Source organism: Comamonas koreensis (assembly GCF_014076495.1).
Taxonomy (GTDB): domain Bacteria; phylum Pseudomonadota; class Gammaproteobacteria; order Burkholderiales; family Burkholderiaceae_C; genus Comamonas; species Comamonas squillarum.
Window position 1 is genome coordinate 2977206 of sequence record NZ_CP043575.1, and the last position, 22080, is coordinate 2999285.

A 22080-nucleotide genomic window follows, 5' to 3' on the forward strand; every position below is an offset into this window, starting at 1 on the left:
GATGCCTGATCTATCCATTCGCCACGCCCGTTTTCCTGAAGATCTGCAGGCGGTGCTGGCGATCTTTCGCGAGTACATTGCCAGCCCCCAGGCCGACCTGGGTTTTCAGAACTATGAGCCCGAGCTGGCGGCACTCCCCGGCAAATATGCAGCGCCCCAGGGGCGTTTGCTGCTGGCCTGGCAAGGCGATGCGGTGGTGGGCTGCGCGGCGTTGCGCGATGTCGATGGCCAGTGCTGCGAGCTCAAACGCGTCTATGTGCGGCCAGCGGCGCGCGGCCTCAGGCTGGGCCGGCGCCTGGTCGAGCAGATGCTGCAGGAGGCCCGCGCCGCCGGTTACCAGCGCATGGCGCTCGATGTGCTGCCGGAATTTGTCGCCGCCCAAGCGCTTTACCGGGATCTGGGCTTTGTCGATGCGCCGCCGGTGAGCGTCAACCCGGTGCCGGGCACGGCCTTTCTGGCGCGCGTGCTGTAGCGCGGCATTGCGCTGCCGGCAGGCTGCATGCGTCCTTTGGATTCGCGGCGGTTTGGCTAACGCGCCCCTGGGCGACGAGGCCGGCGCGGTGCAGCGGCGATAATCGCCGCCGGGTTTGATCAACAAAGGGCGATGCAGCGATGGCGGTGATGGTGTCTTTGATTCCCGTGGTGCTGTTCATTGCACTGGGGTATGGTGCAGGGCGCATGGGCTGGGTCAAGGCGGCATCGGTGCGCGATCTGTCCAATATCGTTTTTCTGATTCTCACGCCGGCCTTGCTGTTTCACACGATGAGCACGGTGCGTGTGCAAGAGCTCAACCTGCAGACCATTGCGGTCTACTTCAGCGCTGCGGGCCTGCTGTTTGTCACGACCTTGCTGCTGCAGGGCTTTACCACGCTGGGCGCTGCGCGGGCTCTGGCCAACTGTTTCAGCAACAACATCATGATCGGCGTGCCGCTGGTGGGAATGGTGTTTGGGCAAGAAGGCCTGGTCACCTTGTTCACCATCGTCTCGGTCCATGCGCTGATCCTGATGACCTCGGCCACCATCGTGTTCGAGCTGGCCGTCATGCACCAGCAGCAGGGGGCGCAAGGCGGCGCGCGCAGCTACCGCGGAATGGCGATCACCGTGGTCCGGGCGCTGAAAAACGGCATCATCCACCCGATTCCCTTGCCCATCATCTGCGGGCTGCTGTTCGCGCAGACCGGGCTCAAGATGCCCGAGGTGATCGATACCTCACTGCAGATGCTGGCCCAGGCGCTGGGCCCGATCGCGCTGATGCTCGTGGGCATCACCTTGTTTTTCAGCGCAGTGGGCCGCTACTGGCTGCCTGCCAGCCGTATCGCAGTGGTCAAACTGCTGCTGCACCCGGTGCTGCTGCTGGCCATCGGATGGATGTGGGGGCTGCGCGGCCTGCCGCTGGTGGTGCTGGCCACGGCCGCATCGCTGCCGGTGGGGGCCAATGTGTTTTTGTTCACGCAGCGCTATGAAGTGGGGCGCGAGGAGGTCACGGCCAGCATCGCGGTATCGACCAGCCTGGCCCTGGTGACGATACCGCTGATCTTGCTGGGCCTGGCCCAGCTGCTGCAGACGGCTTAGAACCTGTTCAAAGTCTCCTCGCGCCGCGACAGTGTCTTTGCGGGATGGGATGCGAGGGGGGCGCCCAGCCGCGCAATACCGCAGCAATAGCCATGCTATTGCGAGGATTTGCAACGACGCAGACCGCTCCCTAGCCGGGCGCCCCTTCCCGGGCAGCGCAAAGCCACTGTCCCTGCGGGTTGGAGTGAAATCGGGCGATTTCTGCGCGCTGGCCCTTGCTTGCACCCCGGTGCAAGCAGCGTTCCATCCCTTCGAACTCATCCCGATTGCACTCCAACGCGGCTGCGTAGAGACTTTGAACAGGTTCTTAGGCCACAGGCCCTGCGGCAGGATGCAAGCGGTGCTGCATCAGCAGCTCGTCGTGCAGCGCGCCATCGACCAGCAAGGCCGCCGGCTCGGTGCCATAGGCATGGAAGCCCGCTTGCTCGTAGAGGCGAATGGCGCTGGCATTGGCGGCGTTGACGCTCAGGTGGATCTGCACCGCGCCAGGCACCTGGCGGGCAAAGGCGACGGCCCGCGCCAACAAGGCCTGCGCGATACCCTGGCCGCGGAAGGCGGGCGCCACATACACGCCCCACAAAGCCATGCGGTGCCGGGTCTTGAGGCCGTCCTGGCGGCGGATACCCAGCATGCCCACCAGTTGGCCCCCGGCAAAGGCCCCCAGCACGCCCTGGTCGGGGCTGGGCGCCAGGCGCGCCTCAATCAGCGCCAATGCACGGTCTTTTTCCTCTTCGTAGCTGGAGCCAAAGGCGCTAGGCGATGCGCGCAGGCCCGCCAGGCGCAGCGTTTGGAACGCACTGGCATCGGACGGGTTCAGCCAACGGATCTCATAGGCAGCGGCAGCCATCAGCATCAGGGCGCCAGGCGCTCGCGAATCCAGTCGGCGCTGTTTGGCGCTGCCTGACGGTAGCGCAGACGGTCATGCAGCCGGCTCTTGCGGCCCTGCCAGAACTCCCAGGTGTCGGGCACCAGGCGAAAGCCACCCCAGTGCGGCGGGCGGGGGGGCTTGAGCAGGAACTGCGCGCCATACTTGGCGGCATTGGTCACCAGCACGGTGCGGCTGTCGATGACCTGGCTTTGCGGGCTGGCCCAGGCACCAATGCGCGAGTCGAGCGGGCGGCTGTTGAAGTAAGCATCGCTTTCTTCGTCCGAGACTTTCTCCACGCGCCCCTCGATGCGCACCACGCGCTCGAGCTCGACCCAGTGGAACATCAGCGCGGCAAATGGGTTGCCGGCAATCTCGCGGCCCTTGCGGCTGTCGTAATTGGTGTACCAGACGATGCCGCGCGCGTCGTAGCCCTTGATGAGCACGATGCGGGTGCTGGGGCGGGCATCGGCTCCCACAGTGGCCACCGTCATCGCATTGGGCTCGGGCAGTTGCGAGGCGACCGCCTCGTTCATCCAGCGGTCAAACTGGTCGATGGGCGCGGCGCAAGACGCCGATTCGTTCAGCTCTGCGCGTTCATAGCTTTTGCGCAAATCGGCAATGGAGTGGGAGAGTTCGCTCATGGCCCGATTGTGCATCGCTTTAGCGCGGCGCAGCGACAAAAAAGCCTGTGGGCCGCTGGGCGCCACAGGCTGGGGAGCGCAGGAGGGGCTTACTGGATCACGCCGCAGCCCAGACGCGCGCCGGAGTTGCCGGTAGGCTGGGTGGTGTAGTCGTCCTTGTCCTTGTGCACGACCACGGCGCGGCCCTTGATGTCGCTGGGCTTGCCGGTGCCGATCGACAGGTCCTTGGTCTCCCAGACCAGGAACGCGGTGCCCGCGGCATCGGCCATCAGGCTGGGCAGATCGCCCACATGGGCTTGCGGGCCGGCCTTGCCATGCTGGTGGCCGTTCGGGTTGTAGTGGCCGCCGGCGCTCATCGCATCGGGCGAGGAGCAGTTGCCGTTCTCATGCACATGGAAGCCATGCTCGCTGCCGGGCTGCAGGCCCTTGACCTGGGCCATCACGCGCACGGTGTCGCGGTTGACCTCGTAGACGCGGAAGTAGCCGCTGATGTTGTTGCCTTCGGTCGGGTTGATCGTGGCCTCGGCAATGGGCGTGGCGCGATCGGTGTGGGCGCAGGCGCTCAAAACGGCGGCCACGGCAGCAGCGGCTGCGAGTTTGGCGATAGATGGGATGCGTTGAATCATGCGAACTCTCCTGGTGCCTTGTATTAAAGGGTTGTCACAAGCCACCGTTTTTAGCATGCGTGCTGGGCCTGTTTTGTAGTCTGATGGCTAGCAATCGAGGCGGCATGCTTACTGCGGGGGCAGCGTTGTCAGCCGCCTGGCGACCAAATCCCAAACCGCTTGCGCAGCAGCGGGCAGGCTGCGCTGGCGGCGCCGCACCAGCATGATGGCCCTTTGCACCTGGGGCCGCAGATCGCGCACCTGCAGGCTGCTCAAACCATGGGCCGGGATCGCCAGGCCCGGCATGATGCTGATGCCGATGCCCGCCTCGACCATGCGAAAGGCGGTGGTCACATGGCCGACCTCTTGCACGACGGGGCTGTGCTCGGGCCCGCAACCGCTGGCCAGCAGCGCGGCGTCCATCAGGCGGCGGCTGCCCGATGCATGGTCGAGCAGCACCAGCGCTTCGCCGCGCAGCTGGTCCCAGCGCAAACTCGTCGCATCCTGCGCCTGCTGCACCAGCGCGTGCCCGGGCGGCAGCACTGCGACAAACGGGTCATGCAGCAGATTGATGCAGTCCAGGTCACCCAGCTCGGGCGGCTCCACCACCAGCCCAAAATGCACATCGCCGCTGCGCACCTGGGCCAGCACTTCTTGCTGCAGGCGGTCCACCAGCTGCAGCTGGACCTGCGGCAGCTCGCGGTTGCAGGCGGCAATGCAGGCGGGCATCAGCGCGGCAGACAAGGTCGGGCTGCTGGCCATGCGCACCTGGCCGCGCGCGGCGTGGCCCACATCGGCCACTTCGGCCAGGGTATCGGCCAGCTCCTGCAGCAAGGGTGCGGCTTTTTGGGCCAGCAGCTGGCCGGCATCGGTCAGCAGCACCTCGCGCGTGGTGCGGTCCAGCAGCCGCACATGGAGCTGGCCCTCCAGCTCGACCATCGCGCGGCTCACGGCCGACTGGGTCAGGCCCAGGGTCTGGCCGGTCTGGCTGAAGCTGCGGCACTGGGCAACGCAGAGAAACACCTGGAGCTGGCGGAGGCTGACATGCATGGCTGGAAGGGTGATGGGGATATATATGACTTTAAATCATTAATCAATCTTATAAATTAATTTTACTTTCACTAGAGAACGGCGTCCAATGGCGCTCATGAAATTCCGTCCCGACAACTTCACCCTGATGCTGGTGGCTACCGTGCTGCTGGCCAGTTTTTTGCCTGCCACCGGCCAGGTGGCGAGCAGCTTTGAGACCTTGACGACCGCCGCCGTGGCCTTGCTGTTCTTTCTGCACGGCGCCAAGCTCTCGCGCCAGGCGATTCTCGCGGGCATCATGCACTGGCGACTGCACCTGTTTATCGTCGGCAGCACCTTTGTCGTGTTTCCGCTTCTGGGCTGGGCGCTCAAGCCGCTCTTGACGCCATTGGTCTCGCCCGAGCTGTATGTGGGCGTGATGTTCCTGTGCGTTCTGCCGTCCACCGTGCAGTCCTCGATTGCGTTTGTGTCGATGGCGCGCGGCAATATCCCGGCGGCCATTTGCAGCGCTTCGGCCTCGACCTTGCTGGGGGTGTTCATCACGCCGCTGCTGGTGAGCGTGTTTGTCACCGCCCATGGTGCCAGCGGCTCCTTGGTCGATGCGGTGGTCAAGATCCTGCTGCAGCTGATGCTGCCTTTTGCCCTAGGCCATCTGCTGCAGCGCTGGGTGGGCCCGTTCATCAAAAAGCACGGCAAGCTCACCAAGGTGGTGGACCAGGGCTCCATCTTGCTGGTGGTCTACACCGCCTTCAGTGCCGCCGTGGTGCAAGGCATCTGGCGCCAGGTGTCGGTGACCACCTTGGTGGGCCTCTTGGTGATCAGCGCCATCATCCTGGCACTGGCCTTGCTGCTGACGACCTTCCTCTCGCGCCGCCTGGGCTTTAGCAAAGAGGATGAAATCACCGCCGTATTTTGCGGCAGCAAGAAGAGCCTGGTCAGTGGCGTGCCCATGGCCAAGGTGCTGTTTGCCAGCAGCACCGTGGGCATGATGGTGCTGCCGCTGATGCTGTTCCACCAGATGCAGCTGATGGTCTGCGGGGTATTGGCCGCCAAGTATGCCAAGCGTGCGCAGCAGCTCGAGGGTGACAAGGCCTTGGGCACAGCGGCTGCGGGCAAGTAAGCCACAGCGAAAGCCATCAAAAACGGGCCGGGCGCATCAAGCCCCGGCCCGCATCACTTCAGCGCCGGGCTGAAGCGGATGCTGTATTTCTCCAGCGCAGGGCCCACTTCCAGTTGCATCGTGCGGCGCTTGGCCGCGGGCTTGCCACCGGTCACCTGGGCCGTAATCACGATGCCTTTGCCATGGGCCTTGCAGCGCAGCTCCTGCAAGCCCAGATCGGCGTTGTCGTCGTTGATCTCGGCAAAGCCCTGGGTATGGGCGGCCACCCCGCGCCAGTGGGGCGTTTCTTCGGGCTGGTTCATCCACTGCACAAACAAATAGGCCTGGCCGTTTTGCTCGCCCTGCACCACGCGGTAGGGCTGCTCCGCCTTGTTGCTGCCCTGGTTGCGGTTGCCGCACAGCTGTACGCTGGTGACGCTGTCGCTCACAGTGAACCGGTTGGCACGGACTTCTGCCGCCTGGGCGCTGAAAGAAGAGGCCAGGGCAGTGCAAAAGGCCGCCAGGCTGGCAAATTGGCACAAAGTGCGGTAACGCATGGGATCCATCGCTAAAGGGGGAGTGGGTGCGGCGTTCGCCCGGAATGGCACTGCGCTGCGCACCCGCAGGGCAACCATCATAGGCCTGCACCAGACTGCTCCAGCGCAGATAACGGGGCAGCAGCGGCAAATTTGCGCAAAACATCGCAAGCGATTGCAATCAGGCCGGGCTTGGGTTTTCAGATTTTTTCAGCGCGGCCATCGCCTCTGCCAGCCGTACAATGCTGAGCGGGCCGCAGCCCTCGGCTTCGTTGCTGACGGTGACATAGGCCGCTTGCCCCTTGCCGCAGACGCCGGCCAAGGTGCTCGCCAGCAGGGCCAGCGTCGCGGGGTCAGGCTGCTGGATGCGGTCAAACGGCGCCAATTGCTTTTCGGCATCGGCATAGCCATAGGGGCCAAAGACGGGGTTCACATTCCAGCGGCAGACCAGCGGGCCGGGCCACAGCGCGCGCAGCAGCGGCAGTTGCTCGGGCAGGCGCGGCATCTTGGCATGCAGGCCCAGGCAGTAGGTCGCGCCGGTCTGGCGCAGAATCTGGGCCAGCTGCGGGGCGATGTCGGGGCGCAGCCAATCGGCATCGCGCACTTCAAAGGCCACAATGGGCCGGCGCTCTGCCGGCAATCCGGCCAGCTCGGCCTGCACGGCCTGCGCCAGTTGCTCCAGTTCCGCCAAGGTGGGCTGCAGGTTCAGCAGCCGCCCCAGCGGCAGGGGGCTGAGCTGGAACAGCAGCACGCCGAGCTTGTCCAGCAGCCCTTCGCAGGCGGGCCGCACATAGCTGGCAAGGGCCAGCTCCACATTCAAAAAGGCTGGGTTGGGCTCTTTCCCGCGGCCTTCTTCACTGCGCACCTGGGCATCGCAGACGAGCGCCGGCGCCTTGACGACAAAGCGAAAATCTTCTGGCACCTGGGCGGCATAAACCGCGTACTCGGACGCTGCCAGCGGCCGGTAAAAGCTGCGGTCAATGCTGACGGTGCGCAGCAACGGGTGCTCGGCATAGGCGTTCAGGCCGCGCTGCGCAAGAATGCGCTCGCTGTAGGCCTTGTCCCAGACCAGGCCCTGCCAGCCAGGATAGGACCAGGATGAGCCGCCCATGCGCAGCAGCGCAGGCAGGGCGGGGGCCAGGTCCTCCCCCAACAAGGGGTATGCGGCACCGACGGCCTGCGCACGGCTGCGCGTTTTGACGGCAGGAGCGGGTGGAGTGGCGGCTGGAGGAGGGGCGGCTTCGCTGTCTTGCGCGTTGGCGGGCGGCGCCGCTGGGGTGGCTGCAGCAGCAGCCGGCGCGGGCTCGGCGCCAAACAAATCCAAATTCAGGTCATGGTCAGAGGACATCGCGTCCCAGTATGCCATTGGCGGCAGCTGCCCGCCCGATTGGCATTGTTTGACGATTGGCGCGCAAAGCCCGCCGTGAGGTGCCACCCCAGTGCAGCTGTCCTGCCGATCGCTATAAAAATTACATTTTTCAAATCCGGCAACTGTTCAAATCCCCAGTGGCTGCCAGCAGCTATGGCACACTGGCTCTTTTGCCAGAGAAGCATTGGAGCGAGCGTAGAGCATGCAAAAGATCATTGCGCAGATTGCAGCTGAGCTGAAGGTTGCCGAATCGCAGGTGACGTCGGCCGTGGAATTGCTGGACAGCGGGGCGACGGTGCCCTTTATTGCCCGCTACCGCAAGGAAGCCACCGGTGGTCTGGATGACACCCAGCTGCGGGATTTGGCCGAGCGCCTGACGTATCTGCGGGAGCTGCAGGAGCGGCGCGAGACGGTGCTCAAGGCCATTGACGAGCAGGGCAAGCTGACCGATGCGCTGCGCCTGGCCATTGCCCGCGCGCCCACCAAGCAGGAGCTCGAAGACATTTACCTGCCTTTCAAGCAAAAGCGCCGCACCAAGGGCCAGATCGCCAAGGAGTTTGGCATTGAGCCGCTGGCTGACAAGCTGTTTGCGGACCCGAGCCTGGACCCGCAGCAGGAAGCCCGGGCCTTTTGCAAGCCCGCCACCGTGCTCGACGATGGCAAGCCCGGTCCGGATTTTTCGACCCCGTTGGCCGTGCTCGATGGCGTGCGCGACATCCTGTCCGAGCGCTGGGCTGAAGACCCGGCACTGGTGCAAAAGCTGCGTGAATGGCTTTGGGCCGAAGGCCTGCTGCGATCCAAGAAGGTCGAGTCCAAGAACGAAAACGACCCCGAGGTCGCCAAGTTCCGCGATTACTTTGACTATGACGAGCCCATTGGCCGCGTGCCGTCGCACCGCGCGCTGGCCGTGTTCCGGGGCCGCGCGCTCGAAGTGCTCGAGGCCAAGCTGGTCCAGCCCGAGCTGCAGCCTGGCGTGGCGCCCGAGCCGGGCCAGCCCAGCCTCGCCGAGGGCAAGATTGCGCTGCACCTGGGCTGGAGCCATGCCAAGCGCGCCAGCGATGATTTGATCCGCAAGTGCGTGGCCTGGACCTGGCGCGTCAAGCTCAGCCTGTCGACCGAGCGCGATCTGTTCTCCCGCCTGCGTGAAGACGCCGAAAAAGTAGCGATCAAGGTGTTTGGCGACAACCTGCGCGACCTGCTGCTGGCAGCGCCTGCCGGCCAGCGCGCCGTGCTGGGCCTGGACCCGGGCATCCGCACCGGCGTGAAAGTCGCGGTGGTCGACCCTACCGGCAAGCTGGTGGACACCACCACCGTCTACCCGCACGAGCCGCGCCGCGACTGGGACGGTTCCCTGGCCGTGCTGGCACGCCTGGTGGAAAAGCACCAGATCAACCTGATTGCGATTGGCAACGGCACGGCCAGCCGCGAGACCGACAAACTGGCCGCCGACCTGATCCGCATTGCCGAGAAAGCGGACAAGAAGATTGAAAAAGTGGTGGTGAGCGAGGCGGGCGCGTCGGTCTACTCGGCCAGCGAGTTTGCTGCGCTCGAGATGCCCGATGTCGATGTCAGCCTGCGCGGCGCGGCCTCGATTGCCCGCCGCCTGCAGGACCCGCTCGCCGAGCTGGTCAAGATCGACCCCAAGAGCATTGGCGTGGGGCAGTACCAGCACGATGTGAACCAAAGCGAGCTGGCCCGCCAGCTTGACGCGGTGGTGGAAGACTGCGTGAACTCGGTGGGCGTGGACCTGAATACGGCCTCTGCCCCACTGCTCAGCCGCGTCTCCGGCCTGTCGGGCACGGTGGCCAAGTCGGTGGTGCGTTGGCGCGATGCCAATGGCTCGTTCAAGAACCGCAAGCAGCTGATGGATGTGGCGGGGCTGGGCGCCAAGACCTTTGAGCAGGCAGCAGGCTTTTTGCGCATCCGGGGTGGTGACAACCCGCTGGACATGACCGGCGTGCACCCGGAAACCTATGCGGTGGTTGAGCAGATCATTGCGACGACGGGCAAGCCGGTGGACCAGCTGATGGGCCGTGGCGAGGTGCTCAAGAGCCTCAAGGCCGAGCGCTTTGTCAGCGAGAAGTTTGGCGCGCTCACGATCTCGGACATTCTGGGCGAGCTGGAAAAGCCCGGCCGTGACCCGCGCCCCGACTTTGTCGTGGCCCGCTTCAACGAAGGCGTGGAAGACATCAAGGACCTGCGCGAAGGCATGACCTTGGAAGGCACCGTGAGCAACGTCGCCCAGTTTGGCGCCTTTGTGGACCTGGGCGTGCACCAAGATGGCCTGGTCCACGTCAGCCAGATGAGCTACAAGTTCATCGAAGATGCCCGCGAAGCCGTCAAGACCGGCCAGATCGTCAAGGTCAAGGTACTGGAAGTGGATGTGGAGCGCAAGCGCATCAGCCTGACGATGAAGCTGGACGCTGCGCCCCCACGCCGCGATGGCCCACGCGACAACCGCTTTGAAGCGGCTGGCCGGGGCCAGGGCGGTGGCGGCCGGGGCGGCTACACGCAGCCCGCACGCGCCAACCAACCTGCGCAGCAAAACGCCATGGCCTCGGCTTTTGCCAAGCTGCAAGGCCTCAAAAAATAAGCCCAGGCCTATGCCCTGCGCGAACCGCAAGTGCCATCCGGCCTTGCGGTTTTTTGTTGACTGCGGTCAGCGCTCCAAAAAGCGGCCAAAGATGACATCTTCCATCCCGGAAATTGGATCTAATAGCAGCTTGCGTATCCCACCCCTCTGAGCTCTGCACCCCATGCCACCCGACCACCCCGCGCCCGATGATGAGCCTGTAGCCCAGCCTGTTCCCGGGCCCAAACGCTCACAGCGTGCAGAGCTGCGCGAAACGGGACGCAGCAGCGGGCGCTCAGCGGGGCGCCGCCGAGCCGGGCCGTCTACCCAAGAAACACTGGCGCCGCTGTTGGCGATCGTGCCCGGTTTGCGGCTGATGGTGGGCATGGTCATTGCGGCGGTGGTGATTCTGGGCCTGTATGTAGGCCGGGATGTGCTGCTACCGGTGGCCCTGGCAGCGCTTCTGGGCTTTTTGCTGGACCCGGCGGTCAGCCGGCTCAAGCGTTGGGGCATGCCCCGGGTGCTGTCGGTGGCGCTGGTGATGGTGCTGGCCTTGGGCGCGCTGGGTGCGGGCGCCATCTATGTGGGCGGTCAGGTCACCAGCCTCAGCGCCGAGCTGCCCACCTACCAAAACACCATTCGCCAGAAGCTGCGCCATGTCAAACCTTATTTCAATGGCCCGGGCGTCTGGGACGGCGCCGTCAAGGTGCTCAATACCGTGGAGACGGAGATCGGGCAGGGCGATGCACGCACGCGCCGGGTGCAGAAGGTGGAAGTGCAAGAGCCCACCGTCAAACCCATTCAAAAGGCGCTGGAGCTGCTGAGCAAGGTGGCTGAGCCGCTGGCCACCACCGGCATCGTGTTCTTGTTTGTCGTCTTGATCTTGCTGGACCGCAGCGGCCTGCAGGACCGGCTGCTGCGCCTGATGGGCCCCAACACCCATATGGCGTCGGACGCGCTCGACGATGCCGCCACCCGCATTGGCCAGTATCTGCGCATGCAGCTTTTTGTGAATCTGAGCTATGGCGTGCCGATGGCTTTGGGGCTGTGGTGGATTGGTGTGCCTGGCGCGATTCTCTGGGGCATCTTGGCAGCGGTGCTGCGCTTTGTGCCCTATATCGGCCCGATGGCGTCGGCGGTGTTCCCGCTCACGCTGGCCTTTGCGGTGGACCCGGGCTGGAGCCTGCTGCTGTGGACCTTGGCCTTGATCCTGCTTTTGGAGTTGCTCAGCAACAACGTGATCGAGCCTTGGCTGTATGGGGCCAGCACGGGCTTGTCGACCTTGTCCATTATTTTGGCAGCGACCTTCTGGACCGCGCTCTGGGGGCCCATCGGCCTGATCTTGTCGACGCCGCTGACGGTCTGCCTGCTGGTGCTGGGCCGCTATATTCCGGGCATGGGCTTTTTGGAGATCTTGCTGGGCAGCCAGGCCGTGTTTGACCCGCCCGAGAAACTGCTGCAACGGCTGTGGCGTGGCGATGTGGACCAGGCCATTGACGTGGCCTCGGAAAATATTGACCAGGCGCTGTCTCCCAAGCCCAGCCAGCATGAACAGGCCTTGGCTGTCACCCAGTTCTATGACCAAGTGGCCGTGCCGGCGCTGCTGATTGCCGCGCAGCAGTACCGCCATTCCGCCAGCCCGCCGCAACGCCAGCGCCTTTCAGAGGCCGTGGCCATGCTGCTCAGTGGCCTGCAGCGCCACTACCGGCCCGCGGCGCTGCCCCCAGTTGCCGAAGGCCAGCCACCGGCACAGACCGTGGTCTGCGTGGGCATGCAGTGGGATATTGACCGGCATGCCGCCTCGATGGCCGCCCATGCGCTGCGGCTGCACGGCGTGGACAGCAGCACCCGCGCGGTGTCGATCGAGACGGTACTGCGCCAGGGCGATCTGTCCCTCTATGACGGCGTGCGCCATCTGTGCATCTGCAGCTTTCACTCCAACCCGCTGGGCAAGCTTAGCCAGATGTGCGAGAGCCTGCGCTTGCGCTGCCCGCAGCTGCACATCACCGTGATGCTGTTGGGCGCCCCGGGGCGCGGACCCTTGCGGCCTGCAACGCTGGGCAGCATGCAGGCCGATAGCGCCGCTTACCGGATCAGTGACCTGACGGCGCTGGTGGTGGATGAAGAGCCATCGGACAAGGATGCTGCCTGACGAGCGCGCTTTGGCAGGCAGGCAGTAATAGGCGCCCCCAAGCCCGGCAGAGCAGGGCGGTTGTCCATGGTCTGGGTGGCAGCGATCAGTCGCTGAAGGGCTGCGCCCCCAGCGCACCGATCACATGGTCGACAAAGCAGGTGATGCGCGAGGCCAGCGCCGTATTGCGGTAGTACACCGCATGGATGGACTGGCGCACATCGAGCAGCTGGTCGTCAAACAAGGTCACCAGCTGGCCGCTGTCGCGGTCCGCCCGGGTCATGAAATCCGACAGACAGACGATGCCAAAACCCGCCAGGGCCATATGGCGCAGCGTCTCGCCGCTGGAGGACGCAATCGCGGGCTGGATGCGCAGCAGCTCGCCGCTTGCATCACGCAGCGGCCATTCATTGAGCGAATCGGGCTGGGTAAAGCCCAGCAGTACATGCTGCGCCAACTGCTGGGGGCTGCTCGGGGTGCCATGGCGCGCCAGATAGGCCGGGCTGGCCAGCACCCGGATGCGGCTGATGCCCACCGGCCGCGCATGCATGCTCGAATTCTTGAGCGCACCAATGCGAAAGGCGACATCGCTGCGCTTTTCGATCAGATCCACAATGCCTTCGTGCGAGTGCAGCTCCAGCTCCACCTCCGGATATTTCGCGCGAAAGCTGTCAACCAGCGGCACCAGCACATGCAGCATAAAGGGCGTGGCAGCATCCACCCGCAGGCGCCCGGCGGGCCGCACACGCCGGGCGGCCATCAGCTCCTCGGCCTCATCGACGGACACCAAAATCGCGCGTGCTCGTTGCAGGAAGGCGCTGCCTTCTTCGGTCAGCTCCAGGCGGCGGGTCGTGCGGCGCAGCAGGGTGGTTTGTAGCTTTTCTTCCAGCCGGCCCAAGGTGCGGCTGGTGGCGGACACCGTCTGGTCCAGCAATTCGGACGCTGCGGTGATCGAGCCGGTATCGACCACGGCCACAAAGGCCTGCAATTCATCGAGCGTGGTCTTCATTGTTGCCCTGGCGTCAAAATATTTTGGTGGCAATGGTACTTAATCTGCAAATAGTAGCAGGGCACACTAGAGGCTATGAAGTCTTCCGCTGTTTTGTTCGCCTTGGCCATTGGTGCTTTCGCCATTGGCACGACCGAGTTTGCCCCGATGGGGCTTTTGCCTGTTATCGCCCAGGGCGTTGATGTCAGCATTCCGACCGCCGGTATGCTGGTGTCGGCCTATGCCGTGGGCGTGATGCTGGGCGCGCCGGTGATGACCTTGCTGTTCAGCCGCTTTGGTCGGCGCGCCGCGCTGGTCACCTTGATGCTGATCTTCACCGTGGGCAATCTGCTCTCGGCACTGGCCCCCGGCTACACGACCTTGATGCTGTCGCGCCTGGTGACCAGCCTCAACCATGGCGCTTTCTTTGGCATTGGCGCGGTGGTGGCAGCCAGCGTGGTGCCCAAGGACAAACAGGCCAGCGCCATTGCTGCGATGTTCATGGGGCTCACGGTGGCCAATATTGGCGGTGTGCCCGCTGCCACCTGGATCGGCCAGCAAGTGGGCTGGCGGCTGGCCTTTGCCGGCACGGCCGCGCTGGGCCTGGTCACCATTGCCGCGCTGTGGATGGTGCTACCAAAGGGCGAGGCCGGCACACGCCCTGATGTGCGCCGCGAGCTCAAGGTGCTGACGCGACCTGAGGTGCTGCTGGCCATGGGCACCACGGTGCTGGGCGCCGGCTCCATGTTCACGCTCTACACCTATGTGGCCCCGGTGCTGACCGAGATCACCCATGCCAGCCCCGGCTTTATCGCCTTTGCGCTGGTACTCATTGGCCTGGGTTTCACCATCGGCAACAGCCTGGGAGGGCGCCTGGCCGACTGGTCGCTCGATGGCGCCACGCGCCTCATCCTGCTGGCCCTGGCGCTCATCATGGTGGTATTGCCTTGGGCGCTGACCACCCATGTAGGCGCCGGCATCGGTCTGGTGGTGTGGGGTGCGGCTGCCTTTGGCATGGTGCCCCCGGTGCAGATGCAGGCCGCTGCTGAGGCGCCCGGCCTGGCCTCATCCGTCAATGTGGGCGCCTTCAATCTGGGCAATGCCGTGGGCGCGGCCTTGGGGGGTGCCGTGATCGGACAGGGCCTGGGCTACGGGGCCGTAGCTTGGGCAGGTGCGGCGCTTGCCGCAGGCGGGCTGGGCCTGGTATTGATTCAGGGCCGCATGCGCCGTGGTCAGGCTGGTGCTGCAGCGGCGGCTAGCAATATCTAAACATTGCTATTTGGGCCAAAGGCTCCTCGTGCAGACCACAGGCTGCGCGAGGGGCTTTTTTGCTTTCTAGGCCTGGTGAAGCCGCGCACGGAGTGGGTAGGGCTTGATAGTTGATATTTCTTCAAAAGAATATTGTTGATCCAGGGCTTTATCTGCAAGGATGAAAAGCGCAAACTGGTTGCCAATGCGATGAAGACCTGGTTGGAGATCCAAGCGCTGCAGGTCTGCCGCACCTGTCTCTATCTGTATTTTTTCCAAGGAGTTTTTTATGTCTATTCCTCGATTTGGCGTTGGTACTTTCCGTCTGCAAGGGCAGGTGGTCGTCGATTCCGTGCGCAATGCACTGGAGCTGGGCTACCGGGCGGTCGATACCGCGCAGATCTATGGCAACGAAGCCGAAGTGGGCCAGGCTATGGCCGACAGCGGCGTGGCGCGCGAAGAGCTGTTTGTCACCACCAAGATCTGGACCGACAACTACAGCCAGGCCAAGCTGGTTCCCAGCCTCAAGCACAGCCTCAAAAAGCTGCGCAGCGACTATGTGGACCTGACCCTGATCCACTGGCCCGCCCCCGGCAATGGCGTGGAATTGCAAGAGTTCATGACGGCACTGGCAGAAGCCAAGGCCCAGGGCCTCACGCGCCAGATCGGTATTTCCAACTTCAATATCGAGCTGACCCGCCAGGCTATCGCTGCTGTCGGAGCAGGGGAGATCGCCACCAACCAGATCGAGCTCAGCCCCTACCTGCAAAGCCACCAATTGACGGCCTTTCTCCAGGAGCAGGGAATTGCTGTGACCTCGTACATGACCCTGGCCTACGGCAAGGTGCTGAAGGACCCGGTACTGGCCGAGATCGCCAGCAAGCACCAGGCCACCGTCGCCCAGGTCGCCCTGGCATGGGCGCTGCAGCTGGGTTACGCCGTCATCCCGTCTTCCACCAAGCGCGAGAACCTGGCCAGCAACCTGCTGGCCCAGCAGCTGGTGCTCGATGCCGAGGACATGGCCCGCATTGCGCAGCTGGAGCGCAATGGCCGCGAAGTCAATCCTGAGGGGCTGGCTCCGATCTGGGATTGAGGCGGTAGCCGCATTTGCCTGCATGGGCGCTTGGCCGCTTTGCAGCAAACGCGCTGCGTCCAAAGGCGGGATGGTTCTGCAATCTGGCCCATGCTATGGGGTCACCGCCGGTTCCATATCCCTCTCTCGCGCAAGCACAAAGCCGTATTGCTCAACCAACTGGCGCAACTCGGCGATAAAGCGCTGCGCCAGCTGGGACATGGGCTCGAATTTGTGATGCACCAAATTGGTTTGCAATACCGGTGCATTCCTCAAGGGGCGCACCATGACGGGTCGCGAGGCATGCCAGCTGCGCACCGAGAATTCATCGACCAGCGCAATGCCCACACCCATCTCGACCATCGATCCCGCATTTTGCGGCGAGCCCACCTCCACCACTTCGTTGGGCTCCAGCTCCATATCCTGGCAGTACGCCGTCACGCGCCGACCCATCGGCGTGTCGTGTCCGTAGCCAACCATGGGCCATTGCATCAAGTCCTCGGGGGAGACTTCTTCTTTCTCGCACAGTGCGTGGTTGGCCGGCATGATGCACACCAGGCGGTTGGTGCACAGCGGCGTGATGTCGAGATTCGGGTGCTCAATCGCTGAGCTGATCACGCCAAGATCGGCCTGGTGGTTCAGCAAGCGCTCGCGAATCTGCTCGTGGCCGTGGCAGGCAAAAGTCATCTTGCAATCGGGAAACTGCTGGCGAAAACTGGCGACAGCCTGCGGAATAAAGCTTTGTCCAATCGAGGGGCCCGAGACCAGGTTCAGAATGCCGGTGCGGTGCCTGGCCAGGTCGCCTGCCAGGTCGTTGACGCGCTGCACCGACTGGTAGACCTGCTCGACCTCGCCAATCAGGCGGCGCGCCTCCGGCGTGGCAAACAAGCGCCCTTTGATGCGCTCAAACAAAACAAAACCAATGCGCTGCTCGGTGTAGGCCAGCAGACGGCTGACGGCCGGCTGGGAGACAAACAGGATTTGCGAAGCGCCCGCAATGCTGCCGGTGCTCATCACGGCGCGGAATACCTCAATCTGGCGCAAGTTCAGTGCGGCCATTGTGGTCCTTACTAGTCAAGGTGACTACAAAAGCGGCCAAGGTGCTGGGAGACTGCACAGAGCAGGGCGCCACCAGCAAGCCTTAACCTCATGTTAATCAAGACCGACATTTCAGCAATTTCTATGCCACGCGAATACTCGTAAATTGCAGTCATTCCAATTTGTACGAGGCGCGCTCATGTCATCGGCCATTTACGTCGTCAACCCCAACAGCAGCTTAAGGGTCACCCAAGGAATTGATCTCGCGCTCTCGCCGCTGCGCATGCCTGGAGGGCCGCGCTTCGTCAGTGACTGGCTGCCAAGCGGCCCGCCCGGTGTGCAAAGCCAACAGGATGTCGATGGCGTGGCCATGCTCCTGGTGCAGCATTGCCTGGCCTTGCCGGATGACTGCGCAGCAGTGGTGATTGCCTGCTTTAGCGACCCCGGCCTGTACGCCGTGCGCGAGGCCATGCAGCCGCGTGGCGTGCCGGTGCTGGGCATCAGCGAGTGCGCGATGCTGACGGCCCTGTCGATGGGCCAGCGGGTGGGCGTGATTGCGATTTTGGAAACCTCGATAGCCCGCCATATGCGCAACTACGGTGCGATGGGCATCAGCAGCCGCATTGCTGGCGAAGCTGCAATCGGCCTGGGCGTGACTGAATTGGCCGACCAGGAACGCACGCTCTCGCGCATGGTGGAGGTGGGGCAGCGCCTGGTGCGCGAGCAGGGCGCGAACGTGCTGGTGATGGGCTGTGCAGGCATGGCCTCTTACCGCGATGCACTGGCTGAAGCCACTGGCGTGCCGGTGGTCGAACCCACCCAAGCAGCTGCTGCGATGGCCTTGGGCCGTGCGCGGCTGGGCTGGTAGGCCACTGCTCGCCACCCTAGCGGCATGGGCACAAGCCCTTGCACCCTTTTTCCCCTTGGATTGACTTTGATGGCTTGACCTGGGCGTGCGCTGCGCTGCCGTGTCACACCAGGCCTGTTTGTTTTCCTAGCACTTGAGTTCTACAACTATGAAGCGTCTTATTACCGTGGCTGCCGCCCAGCTGGGCCCTATTCAAAAAGCCGAAGGCCGTGACTCGGTCGTCGCACGCATGGTGCGCCTCGTAGAGCGCGCCTACCAGCGCGGCGCCAATGTGGTGGTGTTCCCTGAGCTGGCTTTCACGACCTTCTTCCCACGCTGGTATGTCGAGGACCTCGACCAGGCCGACAACTGGTATGAAGAAACCCTGCCATCGCCCGCCACCCAGCCGCTGTTCGATGCAATCAAGCGCTACGGTATCACCTGCTACCTGGGCTACGCCGAGATCGCCCACGAAGCCGATGAAACCGGCGTGCTGCGCAAGCGCCGCTTCAACACCTCTGTGGTGATTGCACCGTCGGGTGAGGTCATTTTGAAGTACCGCAAAATCCACCTGCCCGGTCACAAGGAGTTCTCCACCATCCGCAAGGTGCAGCACCTGGAGAAGCGCTATTTTGAAGTGGGCAACCTGGGCTTTCCGGTCACCCGCGCGCCTGTAGGTGAAGTCGAAGGCGTCAACATGGGCATGCTGATCTGCAACGACCGCCGCTGGCCAGAATCCTGGCGTGAGCTGGGTCTGCAGCAGGTGGAACTGGTCATGCTGGGCTACAACACCCCGGCCGTGAACCAGGAAAACCGTGGCTTTGAAGCCCACCACCTGCGCAACTTCCACTCGCAATTATCGATCCAGGCCGGTTGCTACCAAAACGCCACGTTTGGCGTGGGCGTGGCCAAGGCGGGCAATGAAGACGGCTTTGAGCTGATGGGCCACTCGATCATCGTCAACCCGCAAGGCGAGATCATGGCGATGGCTACCAGCTGGGACGACGAGCTGGTCGTGGCCGACTGCAACCTCGCGATGTGCGAGTTGGGCCGCACGACCATCTTCAACTTTGCGCAGCACCGCCGCCTCGAAGCCTACCAGCGGCTCACCAACCAAACTGGCAGCACAGCGCCTGCGGTTTGGCTGCCCCAAGGCGCTGTCGTCGCCCAGGAGCAGAACTAATGAATGCGCCCAGCCTGGCCGAGCTGCCCAGCAGCATCCAGCATGAGCTGTTTGGCGTAATGCGCGTGCCCACGTTTGCCGATGTTGAGTTGGCCGCCGAGCGCATTGCGCCCTATATACGCCGCACGCCACTGCTGTTTTCGCGCAGCCTGAGCGAACGCACGGGTGCACGCATCTGGCTCAAGCCCGAATGCCTGCAAATCACCGGCTCCTTCAAGCTGCGCGGTGCCTTCAATGCGATCTTGTCGCTCAGCCAAGCGCAGCGCCAGAACGGCGTGATCGCGTACTCCACGGGCAACCACGGCCAGGCGATTGCCTGGGCCGCTGCCACGCTGGGCGTGCAGGCGACGATTGTGATGCCCGCTGATGCGCCCAAGAACAAGGTCAAAAAGGCGCTGGAGCAGGGCGCCAAAGTGGTGCACTACGACCGCATGACGCAAAGCCGTGAGGAGATCGGCATGCAGTTGCTGGCCGAGACCGACGCAACCCTGATCCCACCGGGCGACTTTCCCGAAGTGCTGGCCGCCCAAGGCACGGTCGCGCTCGAAGCCTTGCAGGACTTGCCTGCCGATGACCTGGCGCAACTCGGTCTGTTTGCCGCCCCCTGTGGCGGTGGCGGCATGATGGCGGGCTGCAATCTGAGCCTGGCCGCCTTGAGCCCGCAGACCCGCTGCGTCGCCGTGGAACCGGCTGCGTTTGATGACACCGTGCGCTCACTGGCCAGTGGCACGCGCCAGAGCAATCCCCAATCGGCCGATTCGATTTGCGATGCCTTGCAGGCCGTCACACCGGCCGAGCTGCCTTATGCGATCAATGGCCTGCGCCTGAGCCAGGCCGTCAGCGTCAGCGACGCCGAGGTACTGGCTGCCATGCGTTTTGCCATCGAAGACCTGCGCTTGGTGGTCGAGCCCGGCGGCGCAGTGGCTTTGGCAGCCTTGCTCGCAGGCAAGTTGCCGCTAGAGGGCCGAAGTGCAGTGGTTGTGCTGTCAGGGGCCAATGTCGACTTGCCTTTGCTCAGCCAGGCCCTGGCTTGATGCCATCTGCCACGTCCCGAGCGGGCCTGCTCTGCGTTCCATGCATTCGCCAGCGCCCGCACCGTCCAGCTATTTCCAGAGTCCATACACCATGAATTTACCTTCCGCTTTCCACTTTGCCTTCAATATCCGCGATCTGGACCAGGCCCGCGCCTTTTACGGCGGCGTGCTCGGCTGCATCGAAGGCCGCAGCACCGACACCTGGGTCGATTTTGATTTCTTCGGCCACCAAATCTCCCTGCACCTGGGCGAGCCCTTTGCCACGGCCAACACCGGCAAGGTCGGCCAGCACATGGTGCCGATGCCGCACTTCGGCATCATCTTGCTCTACCCCGACTGGCGCGCGATGGCCGACCGCCTGCAAGCCGCCGGCGTGGAGTTTGTGCTCGCGCCCCAAGTGCGCTTTGAGGGCGAGCCCGGTGAGCAATGGACGATGTTCTTTCGTGATCCCTTTGGCAATCCAATCGAGGTCAAAGGCTTCCGCTCAGAAGCGCAAATCTACGCGCACTAAGAATGTATTCAGGTTCCCCAAAACGCTGCCCCAAGGCCCCTCCATGCACCAAAGCCGTTGCACTGAGCACCAATCCGGTGCAAGTTGGCATGAAGCCTGCTTACCACCCGGGCATCTGTCTGAACCTAGCTTGAGAAAGAAACGATGCCATGTTTGATTTGACCATCCGCAACGGCCGTATCAGCACCTCCCAAAACACCTTTGTGGCCGATATCGGCATTCAGGGCGGCGCCATTGCTGCCATTGGCGAGAACCTGCCAGCAGGGCGGCGTGACATTGACGCACAAGGCCTGTGGGTCATGCCAGGCGGCATCGACAGCCACGCCCATATTGAACAAGCGTCCAGCGCGGGCGTGATGTGCGCCGATGATTTCTACAGCGCCACGGTCTCGGCCGCGTTTGGTGGCACGACCTGCGTGATCCCGTTTGCTGCGCAGCACAAAGGCCAGCAAGTGCCCGAGGTGGTCGCTGCCTACGCCAAGCTGGCGGCCGAGAAAGCGGTGATCGACTACGGCTTTCACCTGATCCTGTCCGAGATCACCCCGCAAATGCTGGAGCAGGATTTGCCACGCGCGATTGCAGAGGGCATCACCTCGCTGAAGGTCTACATGACCTACGACAAGCTCAAGATCGACGACTTCCAGATGCTGGATGTGCTGGAAGTCGCAGGCCGCGAAGGCGCGATGGTCATGGTGCATGCCGAGAACCACGACGTGATCCGCTGGATCGCCCGCCGTCTGCTGGACAAGGGCCTCACGGCACCCAAATTTCACGGCGTGGCCCACGATGCGATTGCAGAAATCGAAGCGAGCTCGCGCGCCATCCACCTGGCCAATCTGCTCGATGTGCCGATTTTGCTGGTGCATATCTCAGGCCCCGAGGCGATTGAAGTGATTCGCAGTGCCCGGCAACTGGGCAGCAAAGTGCATGCCGAGACCTGCCCGCAATACCTGTTCCTGACCGCAGAAGACATGGACCAGGAGGGCCTGGAAGGCGCAAAATTCTGCTGCAGTCCACCCGTGCGCGACAAGGCCGCGCAAGACAAGGTCTGGCAAGGCCTGCTGGATGGCACCCTGGGCATCTACAGTTCTGACCACGCGCCCTACAAGTTCGATGAAAGCGGCAAGCTGCCCAAGGGCGATGCCACCACCTTCAAGGAAATGGCCAATGGCGTGCCCGGCCTGGAGCTGCGCTTGCCGCTGCTGTTCTCCGAGGGCCTGCTGACTGGCCGCCTCACGCCCGAAGAATTTGTGCGTCTCACTGCCACCAACCATGCATACATGTATGGCCTGCAAAAACGCAAGGGCGATATTGCCGTCGGCCTGGATGCCGACATTGCGATTTGGGACCCCCAAGCCCAGCGCAGCGTGCGCTGGAGCGACCTGCACGACCAGGTCGGCTACACGCCTTACGAGGGCCGTGTGGTCAATGGCTGGCCCATCACCGTGATCAGCCGTGGCGAGGTCGTGGTCGAGGACGCCCAGCTGCAGGCCGAGCGTGGCCGTGGCCAATTCTTGCCTTGCGAATGCCCCGAGCCGATTTTGCAAGCAGCCCAGCAGCCCAAGCCCTCTGATGCCTCGCAATGGCTGGGGCTCAAAGGCAAGGCCTGGCAGCAGTATTGAGTGCCAGATGACGTCGCCTTTTGCGTGCCAAAGCCAGGCCCAGCCTGGCTTTGGCGGGCCCTTAACAACAGGTTAAGGCATACCGATAAAACGGCAGGCGACAGCTTGGCCAATG

The 22080-nt window shown here is 63.6% G+C and carries 20 protein-coding genes; 12 read left to right on the forward strand and 8 right to left on the reverse strand.

What is annotated here, in order from left to right:
* The first annotated feature begins 1 nt into the window (after position 1).
* Positions 2 to 472, forward strand: a complete 471-nt coding sequence (locus F0Q04_RS13490) for a GNAT family N-acetyltransferase (RefSeq protein WP_116925624.1) — start codon at positions 2 to 4, stop codon at positions 470 to 472.
* Between the two features lie 149 nt (positions 473 to 621).
* A complete protein-coding gene (locus F0Q04_RS13495) occupies positions 622 to 1572 on the forward strand; it encodes an AEC family transporter (RefSeq protein WP_409935153.1) in 951 nt (316 codons plus the stop codon).
* A 307-nt stretch (positions 1573 to 1879) separates the two neighbouring features.
* Here F0Q04_RS13495 and F0Q04_RS13500 read toward each other — a convergent pair whose 3' ends face one another.
* The 4 genes from F0Q04_RS13500 to F0Q04_RS13515 all read right to left on the reverse strand — a co-directional run bounded on the left by F0Q04_RS13500 (position 1880) and on the right by F0Q04_RS13515 (position 4736).
* A complete protein-coding gene (locus F0Q04_RS13500; RefSeq protein ID WP_232539338.1) occupies positions 1880 to 2425 on the reverse strand; it encodes a GNAT family N-acetyltransferase in 546 nt (181 codons plus the stop codon).
* Positions 2425 to 3096 carry a pyridoxamine 5'-phosphate oxidase gene (pdxH, locus tag F0Q04_RS13505; protein WP_182341255.1) on the reverse strand — a complete coding sequence of 224 codons (672 nt, stop codon included), beginning with the start codon at positions 3094 to 3096 and terminating at the stop codon, positions 2425 to 2427. Before pdxH ends, F0Q04_RS13500 begins: the two co-directional genes overlap by 1 nt.
* Before the next feature lie 74 nt (positions 3097 to 3170).
* Positions 3171 to 3707: a superoxide dismutase family protein gene (locus F0Q04_RS13510; protein ID WP_182341258.1), complete on the reverse strand. Its 537-nt coding sequence runs from the start codon at positions 3705 to 3707 to the stop codon at positions 3171 to 3173.
* Between the two features lie 108 nt (positions 3708 to 3815).
* Complete coding sequence (locus F0Q04_RS13515) at positions 3816 to 4736, reverse strand: LysR family transcriptional regulator (protein ID WP_182341261.1); 921 nt, start codon at positions 4734 to 4736, stop codon at positions 3816 to 3818.
* Positions 4737 to 4824: 88 nt separating this feature from the next.
* Here F0Q04_RS13515 and F0Q04_RS13520 point away from each other — a divergent pair, with 88 nt between their 5' ends.
* A complete protein-coding gene (locus F0Q04_RS13520) occupies positions 4825 to 5835 on the forward strand; it encodes a bile acid:sodium symporter family protein (protein WP_116925628.1) in 1011 nt (336 codons plus the stop codon).
* Positions 5836 to 5888: 53 nt separating this feature from the next.
* On the opposite strand, the gene F0Q04_RS13525 is transcribed toward F0Q04_RS13520, so the two are convergent.
* Together F0Q04_RS13525 and F0Q04_RS13530 are read right to left on the reverse strand one after the other, a co-directional pair.
* Positions 5889 to 6380 carry a hypothetical protein gene (locus F0Q04_RS13525; protein WP_116925629.1) on the reverse strand — a complete coding sequence of 164 codons (492 nt, stop codon included), beginning with the start codon at positions 6378 to 6380 and terminating at the stop codon, positions 5889 to 5891.
* A 151-nt stretch (positions 6381 to 6531) separates the two neighbouring features.
* Positions 6532 to 7698: a DUF72 domain-containing protein gene (locus F0Q04_RS13530; RefSeq protein ID WP_182341264.1), complete on the reverse strand. Its 1167-nt coding sequence runs from the start codon at positions 7696 to 7698 to the stop codon at positions 6532 to 6534.
* Positions 7699 to 7921: 223 nt separating this feature from the next.
* Between F0Q04_RS13530 and F0Q04_RS13535 the strand changes: the two genes are divergently transcribed.
* Together F0Q04_RS13535 and F0Q04_RS13540 are read left to right on the forward strand one after the other, a co-directional pair.
* On the forward strand, positions 7922 to 10312 hold the full coding sequence (locus tag F0Q04_RS13535) for a Tex family protein (RefSeq protein WP_182341267.1): 2391 nt from the start codon (positions 7922 to 7924) through the stop codon (positions 10310 to 10312).
* Between the two features lie 337 nt (positions 10313 to 10649).
* Complete coding sequence (locus F0Q04_RS13540) at positions 10650 to 12443, forward strand: AI-2E family transporter (RefSeq protein WP_232539676.1); 1794 nt, start codon at positions 10650 to 10652, stop codon at positions 12441 to 12443.
* Between the two features lie 85 nt (positions 12444 to 12528).
* On the opposite strand, the gene F0Q04_RS13545 is transcribed toward F0Q04_RS13540, so the two are convergent.
* The gene (locus F0Q04_RS13545) at positions 12529 to 13431 is read right to left on the reverse strand and encodes a LysR family transcriptional regulator (protein WP_182341272.1); all 903 of its coding nucleotides are present in this window, start codon (positions 13429 to 13431) and stop codon (positions 12529 to 12531) included.
* 75 nt (positions 13432 to 13506) lie between these two features.
* Here F0Q04_RS13545 and F0Q04_RS13550 point away from each other — a divergent pair, with 75 nt between their 5' ends.
* Together F0Q04_RS13550 and dkgB are read left to right on the forward strand one after the other, a co-directional pair.
* Positions 13507 to 14679, forward strand: a complete 1173-nt coding sequence (locus tag F0Q04_RS13550) for an MFS transporter (RefSeq protein ID WP_182341275.1) — start codon at positions 13507 to 13509, stop codon at positions 14677 to 14679.
* A 268-nt stretch (positions 14680 to 14947) separates the two neighbouring features.
* Complete coding sequence (gene dkgB, locus F0Q04_RS13555; protein WP_116925634.1) at positions 14948 to 15751, forward strand: 2,5-didehydrogluconate reductase DkgB; 804 nt, start codon at positions 14948 to 14950, stop codon at positions 15749 to 15751.
* Positions 15752 to 15844: 93 nt separating this feature from the next.
* On the opposite strand, the gene F0Q04_RS13560 is transcribed toward dkgB, so the two are convergent.
* Positions 15845 to 16789, reverse strand: coding sequence for a LysR family transcriptional regulator (locus F0Q04_RS13560; protein ID WP_182341277.1), 945 nt, complete (start codon positions 16787 to 16789; stop codon positions 15845 to 15847).
* A 178-nt stretch (positions 16790 to 16967) separates the two neighbouring features.
* Here F0Q04_RS13560 and F0Q04_RS13565 point away from each other — a divergent pair, with 178 nt between their 5' ends.
* From F0Q04_RS13565 to hydA, 5 genes are all read left to right on the forward strand, one after another.
* Positions 16968 to 17636, forward strand: a complete 669-nt coding sequence (locus F0Q04_RS13565) for an aspartate/glutamate racemase family protein (RefSeq protein ID WP_182341280.1) — start codon at positions 16968 to 16970, stop codon at positions 17634 to 17636.
* A 148-nt stretch (positions 17637 to 17784) separates the two neighbouring features.
* Positions 17785 to 18798, forward strand: coding sequence for an N-carbamoyl-D-amino-acid hydrolase (locus F0Q04_RS13570; protein WP_182341283.1), 1014 nt, complete (start codon positions 17785 to 17787; stop codon positions 18796 to 18798).
* Complete coding sequence (locus F0Q04_RS13575) at positions 18798 to 19832, forward strand: threonine ammonia-lyase (RefSeq protein ID WP_232539339.1); 1035 nt, start codon at positions 18798 to 18800, stop codon at positions 19830 to 19832. The genes F0Q04_RS13570 and F0Q04_RS13575 overlap by 1 nt, the downstream gene beginning before the upstream one ends.
* Positions 19833 to 19923: 91 nt before the next feature.
* Positions 19924 to 20343: a VOC family protein gene (locus F0Q04_RS13580; protein WP_182341286.1), complete on the forward strand. Its 420-nt coding sequence runs from the start codon at positions 19924 to 19926 to the stop codon at positions 20341 to 20343.
* 149 nt (positions 20344 to 20492) lie between these two features.
* Positions 20493 to 21965: a dihydropyrimidinase gene (hydA, locus tag F0Q04_RS13585; RefSeq protein ID WP_182341289.1), complete on the forward strand. Its 1473-nt coding sequence runs from the start codon at positions 20493 to 20495 to the stop codon at positions 21963 to 21965.
* Positions 21966 to 22080: the final 115 nt, after the last annotated feature.